General features: G+C 69.0%; 19 protein-coding genes. 7 read left to right on the top strand and 12 right to left on the bottom strand.

Annotated elements, in window-relative coordinates:
* Positions 1-5: 5 nt before the first annotated feature.
* Entirely contained in the window at positions 6-575 is a 570-nt protein-coding gene (locus E4K62_RS18495) for a dihydrofolate reductase family protein (RefSeq protein ID WP_135070596.1), read from the bottom strand.
* 75 nt (positions 576-650) lie between these two features.
* Here E4K62_RS18495 and E4K62_RS18490 point away from each other — a divergent pair, with 75 nt between their 5' ends.
* Positions 651-1,226: a TetR/AcrR family transcriptional regulator gene (locus E4K62_RS18490; RefSeq protein ID WP_135070593.1), complete on the top strand. Its 576-nt coding sequence runs from the start codon at positions 651-653 to the stop codon at positions 1,224-1,226.
* Between the two features lie 36 nt (positions 1,227-1,262).
* Here the strand turns inward: E4K62_RS18490 and E4K62_RS18485 are convergent, their stop codons facing one another.
* Positions 1,263-2,396 (bottom strand): hypothetical protein, encoded by a 1,134-nt coding sequence (locus E4K62_RS18485; RefSeq protein WP_135070590.1) that lies wholly within the window; start codon positions 2,394-2,396, stop codon positions 1,263-1,265.
* 325 nt (positions 2,397-2,721) lie between these two features.
* Between E4K62_RS18485 and rpsF the strand changes: the two genes are divergently transcribed.
* The 4 genes from rpsF (at position 2,722) to rplI (ending at position 4,407) form a co-directional block, all read left to right on the top strand.
* Positions 2,722-3,108 (top strand): 30S ribosomal protein S6, encoded by a 387-nt coding sequence (gene rpsF / locus E4K62_RS18480; RefSeq protein WP_135070587.1) that lies wholly within the window; start codon positions 2,722-2,724, stop codon positions 3,106-3,108.
* Positions 3,108-3,626, top strand: coding sequence for a single-stranded DNA-binding protein (locus E4K62_RS18475; RefSeq protein WP_135070584.1), 519 nt, complete (start codon positions 3,108-3,110; stop codon positions 3,624-3,626). Before rpsF ends, E4K62_RS18475 begins: the two co-directional genes overlap by 1 nt.
* Positions 3,627-3,688: 62 nt before the next feature.
* A complete protein-coding gene (gene rpsR, locus E4K62_RS18470) occupies positions 3,689-3,943 on the top strand; it encodes a 30S ribosomal protein S18 (RefSeq protein ID WP_135070581.1) in 255 nt (84 codons plus the stop codon).
* Positions 3,944-3,954: 11 nt separating this feature from the next.
* Positions 3,955-4,407 (top strand): 50S ribosomal protein L9, encoded by a 453-nt coding sequence (rplI, locus tag E4K62_RS18465; RefSeq protein WP_135070578.1) that lies wholly within the window; start codon positions 3,955-3,957, stop codon positions 4,405-4,407.
* A gap of 188 nt (positions 4,408-4,595) precedes the next feature.
* On the opposite strand, the gene E4K62_RS18460 is transcribed toward rplI, so the two are convergent.
* Complete coding sequence (locus tag E4K62_RS18460; protein WP_135070575.1) at positions 4,596-5,951, bottom strand: chaplin family protein; 1,356 nt, start codon at positions 5,949-5,951, stop codon at positions 4,596-4,598.
* An 86-nt stretch (positions 5,952-6,037) separates the two neighbouring features.
* The gene (locus E4K62_RS18455) at positions 6,038-7,096 is read right to left on the bottom strand and encodes a hypothetical protein (RefSeq protein WP_135070572.1); all 1,059 of its coding nucleotides are present in this window, start codon (positions 7,094-7,096) and stop codon (positions 6,038-6,040) included.
* 534 nt (positions 7,097-7,630) lie between these two features.
* Here E4K62_RS18455 and dnaB point away from each other — a divergent pair.
* Positions 7,631-8,998: a replicative DNA helicase gene (gene dnaB, locus E4K62_RS18450; RefSeq protein WP_135070569.1), complete on the top strand. Its 1,368-nt coding sequence runs from the start codon at positions 7,631-7,633 to the stop codon at positions 8,996-8,998.
* Between the two features lie 58 nt (positions 8,999-9,056).
* Here the strand turns inward: dnaB and E4K62_RS18445 are convergent, their stop codons facing one another.
* The 4 genes from E4K62_RS18445 to E4K62_RS18435 form a co-directional block, all read right to left on the bottom strand.
* Positions 9,057-9,344 carry a hypothetical protein gene (locus E4K62_RS18445; protein WP_135070565.1) on the bottom strand — a complete coding sequence of 96 codons (288 nt, stop codon included), beginning with the start codon at positions 9,342-9,344 and terminating at the stop codon, positions 9,057-9,059.
* 263 nt (positions 9,345-9,607) lie between these two features.
* The gene (locus E4K62_RS18440; RefSeq protein ID WP_338036964.1) at positions 9,608-10,120 is read right to left on the bottom strand and encodes a putative immunity protein; all 513 of its coding nucleotides are present in this window, start codon (positions 10,118-10,120) and stop codon (positions 9,608-9,610) included.
* 17 nt (positions 10,121-10,137) lie between these two features.
* Entirely contained in the window at positions 10,138-10,287 is a 150-nt protein-coding gene (locus E4K62_RS19005; RefSeq protein ID WP_261799195.1) for a DUF6194 family protein, read from the bottom strand.
* Positions 10,236-10,583 carry a DUF6194 family protein gene (locus tag E4K62_RS18435; RefSeq protein WP_240742759.1) on the bottom strand — a complete coding sequence of 116 codons (348 nt, stop codon included), beginning with the start codon at positions 10,581-10,583 and terminating at the stop codon, positions 10,236-10,238. Before E4K62_RS18435 ends, E4K62_RS19005 begins: the two co-directional genes overlap by 52 nt.
* A 55-nt stretch (positions 10,584-10,638) precedes the next feature.
* Here E4K62_RS18435 and E4K62_RS18430 point away from each other — a divergent pair, with 55 nt between their 5' ends.
* A complete protein-coding gene (locus tag E4K62_RS18430) occupies positions 10,639-11,379 on the top strand; it encodes a MerR family transcriptional regulator (protein ID WP_135070559.1) in 741 nt (246 codons plus the stop codon).
* Between the two features lie 20 nt (positions 11,380-11,399).
* On the opposite strand, the gene E4K62_RS18425 is transcribed toward E4K62_RS18430, so the two are convergent.
* From E4K62_RS18425 to E4K62_RS18410, 4 genes are all read right to left on the bottom strand, one after another.
* On the bottom strand, positions 11,400-12,353 hold the full coding sequence (locus E4K62_RS18425; protein ID WP_135070556.1) for an IclR family transcriptional regulator: 954 nt from the start codon (positions 12,351-12,353) through the stop codon (positions 11,400-11,402).
* A 65-nt stretch (positions 12,354-12,418) separates the two neighbouring features.
* Positions 12,419-13,822: an aminomethyltransferase family protein gene (locus tag E4K62_RS18420; RefSeq protein WP_135070553.1), complete on the bottom strand. Its 1,404-nt coding sequence runs from the start codon at positions 13,820-13,822 to the stop codon at positions 12,419-12,421.
* Between the two features lie 658 nt (positions 13,823-14,480).
* Positions 14,481-15,272, bottom strand: coding sequence for a DUF2382 domain-containing protein (locus tag E4K62_RS18415; RefSeq protein ID WP_135070549.1), 792 nt, complete (start codon positions 15,270-15,272; stop codon positions 14,481-14,483).
* A 68-nt stretch (positions 15,273-15,340) separates the two neighbouring features.
* A complete protein-coding gene (locus E4K62_RS18410; protein ID WP_205805837.1) occupies positions 15,341-16,024 on the bottom strand; it encodes a hypothetical protein in 684 nt (227 codons plus the stop codon).
* Positions 16,025-16,079 lie beyond the last annotated feature (55 nt).

Genomic DNA, 16,079 nt, shown 5'->3' with positions numbered 1-16,079 from the left:
CCGGGTCAGGCGCGCCGGTACTCGTTGACGATCACACCGGAGGCGTACGGCGTCGAGCGCTCCAGCACGAACGACCGAGGGTCATAGACCCCCGAGAACAGCGGAAGCCCCGCACCGAACACGAGCGGATTCACCTTCAGCACGAGGCGGTCGATCTCCTCGATGAGGGCACCGGCGAGAACACCGCCTCCGCACAGCCAGATCCCCACGCCCTCGCCGGCCTTCAGGCGCCGCACCAGCGCGACCGGGTCTTCGTCGGTCAGCGTGATGCCCGCGGGCACGTCGGCATCCAGGTGGCGGCGGCTGAAGACGTACTGGTCCAGGTGCGGGTAGGGATCATCCGTCGCTGCCAGGCCCGCGGCGTAGGTCTCCCAACCCATCACGACCGCGTCGAAGCGCCGGCCGTCGGCTTCGAGTCCGACGGCCTCCAGCCCCACCCGTGGCACGGTGTCGCGCCAATCGCGGAACACCATGTCGATGTGGTCGCCGGTGACGGGGATGGCGTCGAACTCGCCGTCCGGGCCGGCGATGCGCCCGTCCAGTGTCACGGCGACGTAGTACGTCAGTTCACGCACGATTGCTCCTTTACCACGACAGAAGTAGTGGTAGCGAAACTACAACAACTGTTGTGATTTGGCTAGGGTGTGGGCATGGCCCGCAATCCGTCCCGCCGTGCCTCGCTCGCCGACGCGGGCATCTCCGTGCTCGCGCGGGAGGGTGCGCGAGGACTCACGCATCGCGCCGTGGATGCCGAAGCCGGCGTGCCGGCCGGGACGACGTCGAACTACTTCCGCAGCCGTGCGCTGCTCCTGGATGCGCTCGTCGCCCGCATCGGGGAGCGGCTCGCACCCGACCCGCTCGTGCACGCGGAGTTGTCGGAGCGGGCGCCGACGAAGGACCTGTTCGCCGAGTACCTCCGCGACATCGTCCGGCGGCTCAGCACCCAGCGCGACGTGACGCTGGCGCTGTTCGAGCTGCGGCTGGAATCTGCTCGGCGACCGGAGGTGGCCGAGGCGATCGGGACGTGGCTGCGGACGGGATTCGACGGCGACGTCGCATTCAACACCGGCGCGCGGCTGCCCGGCGGCCGTGAGGAGATCGCGCTGTTCCACTATGCGATCGACGGCCTCCTCCTGGACCGGCTGACCACGCCGATCGATCCCGCCACGCCCACCGACGCCGTCGTCGAGGCGCTCGCTGCGCGTCTGCTTCCCCCCGCATCCTGAGGGTGCCCCGGCCGTTGCCGGACGAGGGGGCGGCGGTCAGTGGAAGAGGCCGAGGATCGTGGGCATCGACCACACCACCACCATGACGATCACGACGACGACCGTGACCACCGAGGTCCGGGTCTTCAGGCGCTGGCCGCCGGGGGCGACTCCCGCCGGGGGCGGCGTGATCATCGGAGCGGAGGAGGGGGCGGCGCCCGCGGCCACCGCCGCCGTGTCGACAGAGGGGCCGGATGCCAGCCGGTCGTCGCGCCAGCGGGCCCACTGCGCGAACTTGTCGAGCAGGGCGGCGACCACCGAGAACAGCCACGCCCACGTCGCCGGATCGAGCGTCGAAAGGTCGCGCTTGGCGTACAGGAACAGCCAGTCGTCGACGATCTCGACGTCCAGGGCGGCGGCGTTGTCGATGAAGCGCGCCATGATGTCGGGCGTGAACAGGTACAGCGCGTCGCGTTCGTAATCGGGCGGGCAGTAGAGCGAGAAGAATCGGTCGAAATCACCCTCGAGGCTCAGGCGCTGGTCGCGGTCGAATGCCGCGGGAAGGTTGGAGACGCCGAACAGGCCGTTGTTGCCGACGGCGTCCAGCACGATGTGCGGCAGCGGCACATCGAGTTTCACCGCGACGTATCCCCACCGGTGGGTGGTGCGGTTCTTGCCCGACCCGGTGGTGTAGCGATAGTTCGCGAACTCCACGAAGCGCGGCTGCATCCCGCGGACGATGTCGCTGGACGCCCGGGAGCTGCCGCGCTGGAAGATCAGCCCCGGCAGGGGTGGCTTCGCGACGGTGGGGAGGAAGCTCATGCCGTTCGTGCGCGCGAAGCGGTCCAGCCGGTACCAGCGCTCGCCTCCTCCGCCACCGCGGACAAGGGCCACGATGACCACGGCGATGGCGCCCCCGATGATGAGGAACGGGGCGAAGGTGAACAGCGAGACGAAGCCTCCACCGCTCGCGAGCACGGCCAGCAGCGCCGTGAACACCGTGCCGGACATGCCCAGAACGATGATGCCGAGCACGACGGCCACGGCGATCACCGCGCCCCCGGATCCCGCCATCCAGCCGGGCGCCTTGCCCTGCGCGCGGAGCTCGCGGACGAACGCCTTCGCCGCGGCGCGGTCGACCGGATCGGTCAGCGGCCGCGCGTCGAACGCGACCGGCGCCGGCGCGGTCATCCGCGGCTTCCCCGACGGCGCCCCGGCAGTGGGGCGACACGGGCGGCGACGTCGGCGGTCCACGGCATGCGCCTACGTTATCGAGCAAGCCCCGGGTGAGACACCACATTCCGTCCGAGACATACCGCGTCGCGTGGTGTCTCGGACGCGATGTGGTGTCTCGCGGATGGGGCGGGGCCGGCGATGTGCGAGGGGCGGTGCCATCCGATACACTGTGAAGGTTGTCCGGCGACGCCTGTGCGCGTCTCACCCCGGACGACATGCACACACCCTCCTGCTGACGGGAAATGCCCGGCAGCCGTTCTAGTCCGAAGGAGGTGGGTTAGTGACGCACCAGTACGAACTCATGGTCATCTTCGACCCCGAGGTCGACGAGCGCCAGGTCGCTCCGAAGCTCGACGGTTTCCTCAAGGTCATCACGACCGACGGAGGCACCATCGACAACGTCGACATCTGGGGCCGCCGCCGTCTCGCGTACGAGATCAAGAAGAAGACCGAAGGCATCTACGCCGTCGTGAACTTCACCGCGAGCAGCGAGGCCACGCAGGAACTCGACCGTCAGCTCAAGCTGAACGAGCAGATCATGCGCACCAAGGTCCTCCGTGCCGAAGAGGCCATCGCGCTCGTCGCCTCCGAGGCGCAGCGCAAGGAGGCCAAGGCTGCCCGCAAGGCGGCGGCCGCCGAGACCCGGACGGCCCAGAAGGACGCCTGATGGCCGGCGAAACCGTCATCACCGTCGTGGGCAACCTCACGGCCGACCCCGAGCTGCGCTACACGCAGAACGGGCTGCCGGTGGCGAACTTCACCATCGCATCCACCCCCCGCACGTTCGACCGTCAGGCGAACGAGTGGAAGGACGGCGAGGCGCTGTTCCTGCGCGCATCCGTGTGGCGTGACTTCGCGGAGCACGTGGCCGGTTCGCTCACCAAGGGCGCGCGGGTCATCGCGACAGGTCGCCTGAAGCAGCGTTCCTACCAGGACCGCGAAGGCCAGAACCGCACCTCCATCGAGCTGGAGGTCGACGAGATCGGCCCCTCGCTGCGTTACGCCACCGCTCAGGTGACGCGCGCGGCCAGCTCCGGTGGTGGCGGCGGCGGTGGCCAGCCGCGTCAGCAGCAGGTCGCCGCGGATGAGCCGTGGTCCACGCCCGGTTCCGCCGGCGGCGGTGCCAGCGGCGGTGCAGACGCGTGGTCCGCGCCCGGCAACTACGGGGACGACACCCCGTTCTGATTCACGCTGGATGCCGCGAGCCCTGAGCCGCAGCATCCGCGCTTCATACGAAAGAAGGAAAGATGGCTGGAAAGTCAAGCGGCGACCGCCGCAAGCCGCGGAAGGGTGGCAAGCCCACCGCTCCGGCGAAGCCCACCCGCGTCGGCGTCATTGATTACAAGGACGTCCCGACCCTCCGCAAGTTCATCTCGGAGCGCGGGAAGATCCGCGCCCGTCGTATCACCGGTGTCTCGGTGCAGGAGCAGCGTCTGATCGCCCGTGCGATCAAGAACGCGCGCGAAATGGCGCTCCTGCCCTACGCCGGCGCCGGCCGTTAAGGGGCACCCGCATGGCAAAGCTGATTCTCACGAATGAGGTCGCCGGGCTCGGAAGCGCCGGTGACGTGATCGAGGTCAAGAACGGGTACGCCCGCAACTACCTCATCCCCCAGGGCTTCGCGGTGGCGTGGACCCGTGGCGGGGAGAAGCAGGTGGCGTCCATCCGCGCCGCCCGCGAATCCCGCGCGATCCACGACCACGAAGAGGCCGTGTCGCTCAAGAACACGCTCGAGTCCAACAAGGTCAAGCTGTCGGTGAAGGCGGGTGCCGAAGGGCGCCTGTTCGGATCCGTCAAGACCGGCGACGTCGCCGACGCGGTCAAGGCCGCCGGCTTCGGAGACCTGGACAAGCGCAAGATCCACATCACCTCGCCCATCAAGGCGGTCGGTGAGCACGAGGCGACGATCCGCCTGCGTGACGACGTCACCGCTGTGATCACCCTCCAGGTGGTCGCCGCGAAGTAACGCGTGCAGCGTCCGCCCGTCGGTCGCACCCGGATGCCGCGGACCCGTTGTGGTCCGCGGCATCCGTCGTTTCACGTGCCCCCGTCACGAAAGTGCATCAGGCCCGCGAGAGTGCACCGATTCTGGTGCACTCTCGCCGGGTTCGTGCACTTTCGGCGAGGGGGATGCGCCGGAGTCGGCGCACCGTCTCACGCCGTGGCGCGCCGGAGTGCGAACAACACCGCGCCGCTGACGAGGAGGAGCGTCGCCATCAGCAGCGTCGCGGTCATGCCCGTGCCTCCGGTGTCGGCCAGGGTGGCCGGCGGGGTGGTGGAGGCGGCCAGGGCGACCGGCGCACCGATCACGCCGTCGTCCGCGATGGCGGGGCCCGCCGCGGCCGGCGGTGCACCCGGCATGGTCGGGTCGGCCGGAGTCGCGGGGTCAGCCGGATCCGCCGGGGTCAGCGGCGCGCCCGGATCCGCCGGGTCGACGATGGCCGGCGGTACGACCGTGGTGGAATCCGCCGTCGAGCAGTCGCCCACCCCGCACACCGCGTTGCCGCCCACCGTGACGGGAATCGCGACCGGTGTCACGACCTGCGTGCCGCCCGCGGTGCTGCCCTCGCCGTCCGTCGAAGGCTCCGTGCCGCCCGCGGAAGGCTCCGTGGTTCCCGCGCCCGGCACTGCGACCGTGGTCGCGGTGTCGGTCTCCGCGTCGCCGATCACCGAGACGGCGTTGCCGCCCGCGGTCACCGGAGCGGCGATCGGAGCGAGAACCTGGGTCCCCCCCGCGACGCTGTCGTCGCCGCCCGTGACGGCGTCGCCGGCGGTGCCGCTACCGGGTGAGGCCACCGTCGTGGCACCGGCGGTCGTGCTGTCGCCGAGGACCGAGATGGCGTTTCCTCCGACCGAGACCGGCGCCGTCACCGGCGCCTGCACTTGGGTTCCGCCGAGGATCGCCTCGTCGCCGGATGTGGCAGCGGATCCGCTGCCGGTGGCCGGTGGCGCCGCCGCCCCTGCCGGAGCCGCGGTGGCGGCATCGGAGGACCGGCTGTCACCGAGGACCGAGATGGCGTTTCCGCCGACGGTCACGGGCACGGCCGCATCCACGAGCGCCTGCGTGCCGCCCAGGATGCTCGCCTCTCCCGAGGCCTCCGTCGGCGGCGTCACCGCGACGGTGGGTGCGGGAGGCGCCGTGGCGGCATCGGCGGACGCGCTGTCGCCGATGACGGAGACACCGTTGCCCGTAAGGGTGATCGGAACGGTCACCGCGAGCACCGCCTGAGTTCCGGAGACGGTGCCCCCTGATCCGTCCGTTTCCGCCGTCGCTGCGGGATCCGGTGCCGGCGTCGTGCTGACGGCGTCGCGGGAGGAGGAGTCGCCGAGGACGGAGATGGCGTTTCCGCCCACGGTGACCGGGAGCTCGACCGAGATGAGACCCTGAGTGCCTGACAGCAGACCGTCGTCGCCGGACGTTTCGGCCGCGGATGCGACCCCTGCTCCGAGGACGGCGAGCCCGCCCCCCACGAGCGCTCCGAGAAGCCCTCTCTTGATGAACCTGCGCATAATGTAACCCCTTCGTGAGTGAGTGAGATGGGTGCGCGCGAACGCGCGGGATCGTCTGCCGCGCCCAGGCGCGGCGGAGCACTCACTCAGTCGGGGGAGATGTCGGTGTCGAATACCGGTGCGCCGGGGAGGGCGTCGTCGGCGAGGTGGTGCAACGACGACGCTGCGCGTGCGTGCTGAGCGTCCTCATGGCTCAGCGCGAGCAGTGCGCCGCCGCCCTGGCCGCCAGCCGCCACCATCCCGACAGGCCCATCCGTCGCGCCGTCGGGCGGCGCGGGTGAGCTCGGCCCGCCAGCGGGCGCCTGCGCGGCGGCGGCGGCGGCGACAACGGCGGCCTGCTCGAAGGAGGGCGCCCGCCCCGCGGGCCGGGGCGTCGCGCCGTCAACGGCGGGCGGGTGGACGGATGCTGCGGCGATCGATGTCGCGGCGGGAAGGACGGAAGCTTCGGAGAGGGCGGGATCCGTCCCGGCGCCCGGGGTCGTGCCGGCGTCCGGGGTGCGCAGGGCATCGGTGAGCGCGGTGAGGCCCGAGAGCGGGAGGCTCGGCAGCAGCGGTCCAGCGGATGCCGCGGAGCCGACGACGTCGGCGACGGCATCGTCAACGCCGTCGGCGACCGCGCGGAGCGCATCGTCGATGCCCGTGCCCACGAGGACGTCGGCCACGACCGGGAGCTGAGAGCCGGCGTCGACCACGGGCGCCACGATGGCGGGGACCGCACCCGCGTGCGCAGCATCCGTGATGGCCCCGGTGGTCGCCGACACGACCGTCGATACAGTCTCGTCGGTCGCACCGACCACGGCGTCGCCGGTGCGCACCACGGCGTCCACGACGGCGGTGACCGGCGTGACCACCGGCTCGGCCTCGGGCGGCACCGTGCGCGAAAGCAGCGGGGCCACCTGACTGGCCACGTCCGCCACGACCTCGTCCACCGCGCCGCTGGTGTGCTGCAGCGTGTCACCGACGCCGTCCAGCGACTCCCCCACGGCACCGAGTAGGCCCGAGCCGCGATCGGAAGACCCCTCCTGGGCGGACGCCGAGCCCGCCGAGACGAACATGCTCAGTACGCACCAGGCGAACCCGGCGAGCACCGCGAGCAGCACCAGGCGAGTCGGCCGGAGCCGAGTGCGGTACTGCGCGATGTCCACGTCTTCACCTCCGCGTGAGCGTCGGAGCCGGTGTGCTCGTGGGACAGACCGTAGGGCCTACCACCCCTGGGACTCAAGACGACTTGACAGAGTGCGCGGTTATCACTACGGCGCACGCCGTTATCCCCGGATTTGTACACAACCCCGAACCCGTATCCACGAACCTTCAACCCACACTTAAAGCACATCGACGGCGGTCACCTGTGGAAAGGGAAAGCGCAGGTCATTCGGCGATTCCGTCTTCACTATCCAAAAGTTTTCCGGAGTTGTCCACAGGTGTTGTGCACAGGCTCGGCGGCGTTTCGCGCAGTCCTTCCACAGACTTATCCACAGGCCGGTTTGCATGCCGGAAGACCCCTCCATAGCGTGGGTGCAGTCCATCAAGGACGAGCCGCTGCAGGTCGACGAGGGCGTGTCGGGGGTCCGTGTTCCGATAGGAATGCGGGATGGCGCGTGCCCGGAGACCATTGCTCCCAGCGGCGTCTCGTGCTGCCTTGATGGACCCACCCGTGCCCGACGGAGAATGGAGAGCGCGTGTCGATCGCCGACATCTCGGAAGAGCGCCTCGGCGGACCCCGCCAGGCCGAACGCACGCCCCCGCACGATCTCCTCGCCGAGCAGAGCGCCCTGGGCGGCATGCTGCTGTCGAAGGATGCGGTCGCCGACGTCATCGAGACGCTGCACGGTGCGGACTTCTACATCCCCAAGCACGAGCTGATCTTCGAGGCGGTCCTCTCCCTCTACTCGCACGGTGAGCCCACCGACGTCGTGGCCGTCACCGACGAGCTCATCAAGACCGGTGAACTCCAGCGCGCCGGCGGCGCGGACTACCTGCACACCCTGACATCCATCGTCCCCACCGCGGCCAACGCCGGCTACTACGCCTCCATCGTGGCGGAGCGGGCACTCCTGCGCCGGCTCGTGGAGGCCGGTACGCGCATCGTGCAGATGGGGTACTCGGGGCAGGGCGACGCGCTCGACCTCGTCAACAACGCCCAGGCCGAGATCTACAACGTCTCCGGTGCCGAGACCGCCGAGGACTACGTCCCGCTCACGACCGCCGTCGACGCCGCCGTCAACGAGATCGAGGCGGCGCGCGGCCGGGACGGCCAGATGACCGGCATCCCCACGGGGTTCGCCGGGCTGGACCAGCTCACCAACGGCCTGCACGGCGGCCAGATGATCATCATCGCCGCCCGCCCTGCCATGGGTAAGTCCACCCTCGCGCTCGACTTCGCCCGCGCGGCCGCCATCAAGCACAACCAGCCGACGATCTTCTTCTCCCTCGAAATGGGGCGCAGCGAGATCGCCATGCGTCTGCTGAGCGCGGAGGGCGCAATCCCGCTGCAGAGCATGCGCAAAGGAACGCTGGACTCCCGCGACTGGACGACGATCGCCGCGACCCGCGGCCGCATCAACGACGCGCCGCTGTACATCGACGACAGCCCCAACATGACCCTCGTGGAGATCCGGGCGAAGTGCCGGCGGCTCAAGCAGCGCGAGGGGCTGAAGATGGTCGTCATCGACTACCTCCAGCTCATGACCAGCGGCAAGCGGGTGGAGTCGCGTCAGCAGGAGGTCAGCGAGTTCTCCCGTGCGCTGAAGCTCCTCGCCAAGGAGCTGCAGTGCCCGGTCATCGCCCTGTCGCAGCTGAACCGTGGACCCGAGCAGCGTGCCGACAAGAAGCCGGCGCTGTCCGACCTTCGTGAATCCGGCTCGATCGAGCAGGACGCCGACATGGTGGTGCTGCTGCACCGCGAGGCCGCCTACGAGAAGGACAGCCCCCGCGCGGGTGAAGCCGACCTGATCGTGGCCAAGCACCGTAACGGCCCGACCGACACGATCACCGTCGCCTTCCAGGGTCACTACTCGCGCTTCACCGACATGGCCCCGGAGATGTAGCGACCCGCGTCGTCGGATGAGTGACGCATGGCGCCACCCTTCCGATCCGCATGGTCGTCTACTTCGCGACCGGGAGACCCCGCGCGGCGGCGTCGCGAGCGCTGTCCCGACGCGCAAGCGCCTTTCCCAGGGCCCGGAACACGACGATGCCGACGATCACCACGCCGATCGACGCGAATCGGACCGCCCAGCTCGCGGGAGTAGCGGGATCCGGCCACAGCCCGAGCACGTTCTGCACGAACCCGGGCAGGGACGGCAGATCGACGATGCCGGTCAGCAGGCTCCCCGCCGCTACCATCCAGCCCATCACGACCACGATCAGGACCAGGACTCTGGCGCTTCTCATCGACATTTCCTCTCAGACGATTCGTCGCGGGCCCCTGGACGGTTCCCGCTGAGAGGTAGTCGACACCGTGTTCTCGGAACACACGCAAGGGGCGAGCGGGTCCACAGTTCCCCCCTCGCCGCGGGCGCGCAGTCGGGGTCAATGCGCGCCGAGTCCCCCTTGCCACGACGCTCGGGACAAGTACGAGCGATTCCTGCACCTGGATCTGAATTCCCGCTGGACCTGCCCTTGTCTCCCAATACGAATGTCGCGCTCGGACGCGACTACGTCAGACGAGCTTGGATGGCGCGGATGTTCGCTGCCAGGACGCCTCGGCTGAGGAGACCGGGTCCGAGCGGACCGCTCGTGTCTTCACCGAGGAGCGGCAATCGTCGTAGCGCTGTCGTGGCTTCCGGGCTCAGCTGGTCGAGCTGCCAGCGGATCTCGTCGCGGACGGCGTCGACCTGATTGGGTCTCGACAAGCCCGCAGCTTTGGCCGCGTATGCGGCCGCCCCGAGGGCATGCGCACCCATGTGCGCCACGCCGGCGGCTTGCGCCGCTGCTCGCGCGGCCGCGATGGCCGCCGGGTTCGTGACGTCGTGTGCAGCGCGTCCCGCGACGAAACGGCGACGGATCTCTCCCGCGGCATCGAGCTCGCCGCGCGCGAATGCCCGCGTGCGAGCGATGGCATCACGCGGCCGCGAGTCGGTAGGTGACTCCCACTCGAACATCGCGAGGACTCGTTCGGCGCAGTCCGCCGCCCACCATGCCACGACTCGCCGATCGTTCTCGCTCAAGGCCTGCGGCGATCCCATCACGCAGTGCCGGAACGACGAGAAGCGCGAGCTCGTGCTGCCTCATGCGCGTCGTGGAGCAGTGAGATGGCCTGCTCCGACGTCGAGGCGGCAGGGTTCACCACTGACACCCATCCGGCCGTCCCGTACAGAGGGTGCGAAACGAACACGTCGGTATCCGCAGAGCTCGCACCCTCGTCCACGATCTGCGGTGCACGGTCGCGCCCGACGTGATGTTCACGCGGAACCGACCAGGCTCGTCGAGTCTCGATTCCTCGTCGTCGGGATAGTTCTTCGTCACGATCGTCCCGTACGGCTGAGTCCGCTCCGGCATCACACCATCCGGGGCGTAGTAGAAGAACGCATCACCCCACGCCAGCGCCGGCGAACCGCTCCCCTCTTCCGGAATGACCACGAGCACGCCCTCGAAGCCGCTGACAGCATGGACGATCTCTTTCATCTCCATCCCTCAATCGTCAGCTTCAAGTGCTTATGTGGACCTTGGCTAGATGGGAGCACGGATGCCAGCGACCAAGTCTCAAGAGGCGGGATGGACGACGGCTGCGGCCGCTCGGCTCGTGGGCTACTCCACGCAACAAGTACGCGACCTTGAACGGCTCGGAGTCCTCCCTGCCGCCGAGCGCACCCCCAACGGATACCGGCGCTACCAGGAACGCCACATCCTCGCGCTCCGCGCCTATCGCGCACTGGCCACCGCGATCGGCCCCGTGCCGGCGCGACAGATGATGCCCACGCTCGTGCAGGGCACCCTCGACGCCGCCGCCGAGAAGATCGACGACCTGCACGCCTTGCTCGCCCGCAGCCGAGACCACATTCGCGAAGCAAGCCGCGGTCTCCAAGCCGTCCTCACCGACACGACCCACGTCTTCGACGACCACGACTCCATGACGATCAGCGAGCTCGCAGAGGCACTCGGTGTTCGCGCATCGGCACTGCGCCACTGGGAGCACGAAGGACTCGTCAACCCCGACCGGGTCAGCCGGTCCCAAACCCGTCGATACAACGCCCGGGCAATCACCGAAGCACGTATCGTCGCAGCATTGCGAAGCGGCGGGCACCGCATCCCACCGATCGCGCGCGTACTCGACCAGCTTCGCCAGCACGGCCTGACGGCGGAGGCGCAAGCACTTCTCGACGAGCGGCTGACCGTCCTCAGCCGCCGTAGCGTCGTGCTCCTCGGCGCTTCAGGAGACCTCCACGCCCTGCTGAACGAGCGGGCGCAGACTGCTGCGGCCGGCTGAGACGCCGTCCGGGACATTTCTCACCGACATGGCCCCGGAGATGCAGCACCCCGCGGAGAGGTCACGACCGCGGCATCCGCGGGCCGGTCGTCGTGCCGGGAGCACCCAGGCAGCGGGGCGTCGTGCGGGTCGGCGTCGAGACTCTCGAGGTACTCGATCGAACGGCGTGACCCGCGCACGAGTGAGCGGATGCCGTGCGTGCGCTCGTCCACGTCCGGGCGATACGCCACCGCGAGGTCGTGGGTGATGCCGACGGCCGCACGCCGCAGCAGTTCGACATACGGATGGGGAGAGACGCCGTCGTTCGGCACGACGACGCCGATCGCGGCATAGACGCTCCCGCCGGGGCCGGTGACGGCCACTGCGATGCCTCGGGACTCCGGATGGATGTGCCCGTCCGTCACGGCGAATCCCTCGTCGCGCACCTTTCGCAGGTGTGCGCGCAGCTCGGGTCCGGAGCGGATCGTGCGTTCGGTGTAGGTGCGGAGGCCGTGAGCGATGACATCGTCGACGAGCGTCGCATCCGCGTGGGCCAGGAGAACCAGCCCGCTCGACGACGCGTGGAGGGGGATCCGTCCGCCGACGAGGGTCGCGTTGACGACGGCGTCGCGGGTGGAGACCCGGTCGATGTAGAGCACGTCCCGTCCGCTCAGCACACCGACCTGGGCGTGCTCGCGGACGCGCTCATGCACGGCGCCCAGCCAGGGCCGTGCGATCTCCCGGAGCCCGACGGCGCCGGGGGTGCGGCTGGCGAACTCCCACAGCCGCACGCCGAGGCGGTAGGTGCGATCGGGAAGCCGCTCGAGCAGGCCCTCGCCCTCCAGCGCGGCGACCAGGCGGTGGGCCGTGGAGACGGCGAGACCGCTGGCCTCGGCGATCTCGCTGAGCGTCAGGAAGGGGTGCCACGCATCGAAACTCTCCAGCACGCGCATGTGGCGGCGCAGCACCGATTCGCCGGCTGATTCTCGTGCCACCGCGTCCTCCTCAACGACGCCGCCATGCTAGCCCCCGCTCTGGGTGGCGCCGGCCGTCGATGAGGTCAGGCGTTCTGGCGATACACCGTTCGGGCGTAGTCGTGATACGGCGCCGGGGCGACCGTGGCACGGATGCGCACCTGTCGGTGATCGGCGTCGACCGAGTCCTTGCGCGAGACGGGGCTCTCACCCCACAGCACCTCGACTTCATCGCCGTCTCGCACGTCGGCGTCGAGGGTCGCCAGCGACATGTACAGCTGGTCGTACGACACATACCCGGCATCGGTGGAGATGCCGACCCGTTCGCCATTCCTCTGGATCTCATCCATTTGGTAGAACCCGTATCGCGCCTTGGGGAAGTCGAGGTACTTGGCAGGGGTGCCCGGCTCCAGCTGCGAGCGGACGACCGCCGCCACGTCGTCCGAATTCCAGATCAGTGTGACCTTGCGCCGGCGGACGTTCTCCGCGTGATTCTCGAGGGCCTCGCGACCGTGGAACTCGTGGTCGAAGCGCACTGAGCGACCGAGGCCGATGTCGAAAGGCGTCATGTAGTAGTCGTGGATGTCCGGCGAGTGCAGTGAGCCGCCGACCGATCCGATGCGGGCAGCAGGAAGCCACTCGCGGTACTCAGCGAAGTCGTCGTCGAACACAGCCGGGAACGGTGTCGGCACCCAGCCCGACTCGAGCGGCGACGAGGAGTACGCCTTCGCCCCGACTCGCCGGATACCGTACTCCTCGCCAGCGGCCATGAGTGCGTCGCGCACCGCATCGGCGTCCTCCCACGGTCCGTAGAACTCGAAACCTGGTTGGCCGGCCATGCCGTGGCGGAGGGCTTTCACGGGCCGGCCCGCGATCGTCACGTCGCCGATGTGGAAGAACTTGATGTGGGGCACCGGTCCGCCGAAGACCTTCTCCATGACGGAGTCGGCGTGCGGGCCCTGCAGCTCGTAGCGGTAGAACGTGGGCGGCCCCTGCCGCATCTGAGAGTTCGGCTCCAACCGGTAGCGCACATCCTTGCCGCCCTTCTGCGCCTTCTCGACGTTGAAGCGCACCCAGTCGATGAGGATGTGGTGCCCGATCAACACGAGACCCTCCGGGCCATCGGAGTTGTAGAACAGGATGCCGTCGCCGATGAGGTAGCCGTCCTGGTTGACCGAGATGAGCTGCTTGGCGACGCCGGGACGGAAGGTGGCGAAGGTGTTGGGCGAGATGGAGCTGAGCAGGGCGATGAGGTCCTCTCCGTCGAGGAACAGCTGCGTCATGTGGTGGGACTGGTCCATGAGCGCCACCGTGGTGTTCCAGGCACGCTGTTCGTCGCGCCAGTTGGTGAACTCGGGCGCCACCGGAAACGTGAATGCCGGCCAGTTCTGGTTCCGCAGCAGTTCCGCGGGGCTGCCTGCCCGCTCGATCGCCTGTGCGAGCGACTCGGCCCTGGTGTCGGTTGCGGTTGTCGTGGGATCCGTGGTCATCGTCGACCCTCCGTCTGTGTCGGGGAAGCGGATCCAGGCTACGAACAGAGGCACTCCGCCCCGTCGCGTTTTTCCATTGAGTGGGAATCGAGACCGACGTCACGACGGCCCAGCGGTCGGCTGGGAGGGCGTCGAGAGCACCGGTGCGTCGTGGGTGCCCGTCGGCACCACGGACTCGACGATCATCTCCCAAATCCCCGACGACGCCGACGCGGTCTACGTCGGGCTGGGCGGTGCGGATGCGGCGAGCTGGCGGTGCGGTAAACCGTCGGATGTGGAATCCGCAGCGGGACGCCTCCCCGAGCGGCGCCTCATCGCGCCCGATGCTCGGGGGGATGGCTCTACCCGAACCTCGAGGATCCCCGGGTCTTCACCGCCGCGATGCGCGGGTTTCTCAGCCGCCACGGCCTCTGACCGGAGGCATGGACCGCGCTGACCTTCTCTGGCATCCGCTTCACCGCCACCCGCTCAGCGACCTGCGCGACGGCTCTTGACCGAGCCGGTGACCGAGGGGCTCCAATGGACATTTCGGGCTATCGCAGCCGCATGCGGGACATCACTCACCGGAACGTGCACTTACCCATGAAAGCCCGCGGAATCCCACGGGCTTTCATGGTTTCTCGGACAGCCGGGCTGCGCGCGGCCCGCGACTGACGGGTCAGGCGCGGTCGGCGCGGTCCGTGCCGTCGTCGTAGTCGATCTGTTCCTTGCGGACCTGCTCGGTGACCGTCTCGTCCTCGGTCACCGTTTCCGTTCCCAGGCGGACACGCTCGACCGGAACGGTCTCCTTGGCGACGACGGGCCGCTCCTCCGTGAGGACGACCTCGTGCTCCTCCTCGCTGATGGCCGGCCCGTCCATGGCATCCGCGACGTTGGCGTCGGTGATGGGTTCGCGCTCCAGTCGCACCTCCTCATGGCTCACCGGGACGGTGACGGTCTTCTCCTCCGTGACGACGTACTTCCGCAGCCGTGCGCGACCGGTCTGAACCTTCTCGGTACCGACGCGGAGGCGCTCCTCGGAGCGGGTCATCGCATCGTCGGTGGTCGGACCGGACGTGTCATACCCGGTGCTCGTATCCGCCGCGCCGTCACTGGCGTCCCGGGCGGTACCGGTGCCTTCGTCGACGCTGGCGTTGCGGGAGCCGTTGCCGTAGTAGACGTACAGTTCATCTTCCTGCGCATGCTCCAGCGCCCCGTCCGCGTCGATGCGCGGTGCGTTCTTGACGAACTCCTTCGCGTAGCCCACCCGGAGGTTCTCGCCGTCCTGGTTGGCGTCATCGATGGGCACGAAGGACTCCGAGGTGCCGAAGAAACCGGTGCGCACCGCTGCCCAGGTGGGCGCCCCGGTGTCGGTGTCGAGGTAGATCTGCTGGAGCGTGCCGATCTTCTCCCCGTCGGAGTCGATCACCGCTGCTCCCATGAGACCGCCGATGTTTTCTGTGCTGATCATGACTGTTCCTATCGTTCGTTTGTTCGTACGTGTTGAGACCGGCGCGGGGCCCGCGACCGGAAGCCGTGTCACCGGGTTGTGGTGACCGGCACGGCGGTGGTGTCGGAGTCACGCTTGACGACGCTCCGCACGCCGAGCATCCCGCCGAGGGCCGCGATCACCGCGCCGAGCAGCAGCCCGGCGAAGCCCCACCACGAGGCGGCCTGAGCAGTCTCGGCGGCATCCTCCGCCGTCTGCTGCGCGTCCTGCAGCGCCTCATCGGTCTGCTCCTGCGCTTCTTCTTCGTCGACGTTGCTCTGCACGTCCTCGACGACCTGGGTGACGTCGGTCCCGGACAGTGCCTGGGTGGCGGAGCTGACAACGCCGCCGAGGAGGCTGGCGCTGAGCCACACAGTCAGGGCGAGACCGACAACCAGCGAGGTCGCCCAGGTCAAGAATCCGTGCAGCAGCCCGCTGCGCAAGGCCAGCGCGCCAGCGACGAAGCCGGCCGCGGCAAGAGCGATCACTAGGGCGATGACACTCCAGATGGTCGCCCCGATGCCTGAACCACCCAGGCCGATGCCGGCGGTGACGAGGGAGAGCAGGATGGTGACGGCCAGGAAGGTCACCACCCCGGCGATGACGGACCCCCACGAGATGTTCGCGGTGCGGCCACCCCTTTCGGTGCCGATCAGCGACTCCTTCGCGGCGTCGTCGTTGTGGTCTGCGATGACAGGTCGGGCTGCGGCGCTGTCGGTGCGATTGTTTGCCATTGTTTCGATCCCTTTGGGTTGGGGCGTCGGAGCCGCAGGAGTCGAAACGTGCGGA

This window comes from Microbacterium wangchenii (assembly GCF_004564355.1).
In the GTDB taxonomy this organism is placed as follows: Bacteria; Actinomycetota; Actinomycetes; order Actinomycetales; family Microbacteriaceae; genus Microbacterium; species Microbacterium wangchenii.
This window is presented reverse-complemented; position numbering and strand designations above follow the sequence as displayed.

Bases quoted from the DNA above. Each gene is read 5' to 3' on its own strand.
- rpsR (WP_135070581.1), top strand. From the start codon at position 3,689: ATGGCTGGAAAGTCAAGCGGCGACCGCCGCAAGCCGCGGAAGGGTGGC.
- E4K62_RS18490 (WP_135070593.1), top strand. From the start codon at position 651: ATGGCCCGCAATCCGTCCCGCCGTGCCTCGCTCGCCGACGCGGGCATC.
- E4K62_RS18485 (WP_135070590.1), bottom strand. From the start codon at position 2,396: ATGACCGCGCCGGCGCCGGTCGCGTTCGACGCGCGGCCGCTGACCGAT.
- E4K62_RS18460 (WP_135070575.1), bottom strand. From the start codon at position 5,951: ATGCGCAGGTTCATCAAGAGAGGGCTTCTCGGAGCGCTCGTGGGGGGC.
- E4K62_RS18420 (WP_135070553.1), bottom strand. From the start codon at position 13,822: ATGACCACGGATCCCACGACAACCGCAACCGACACCAGGGCCGAGTCG.
- E4K62_RS18435 (WP_240742759.1), bottom strand. From the start codon at position 10,583: ATGGAGATGAAAGAGATCGTCCATGCTGTCAGCGGCTTCGAGGGCGTG.
- E4K62_RS18445 (WP_135070565.1), bottom strand. From the start codon at position 9,344: ATGAGAAGCGCCAGAGTCCTGGTCCTGATCGTGGTCGTGATGGGCTGG.
- E4K62_RS18410 (WP_205805837.1), bottom strand. From the start codon at position 16,024: ATGGCAAACAATCGCACCGACAGCGCCGCAGCCCGACCTGTCATCGCA.
- rplI (WP_135070578.1), top strand. From the start codon at position 3,955: ATGGCAAAGCTGATTCTCACGAATGAGGTCGCCGGGCTCGGAAGCGCC.
- E4K62_RS18415 (WP_135070549.1), bottom strand. From the start codon at position 15,272: ATGATCAGCACAGAAAACATCGGCGGTCTCATGGGAGCAGCGGTGATC.
- E4K62_RS18475 (WP_135070584.1), top strand. From the start codon at position 3,108: ATGGCCGGCGAAACCGTCATCACCGTCGTGGGCAACCTCACGGCCGAC.
- E4K62_RS18430 (WP_135070559.1), top strand. From the start codon at position 10,639: ATGCCAGCGACCAAGTCTCAAGAGGCGGGATGGACGACGGCTGCGGCC.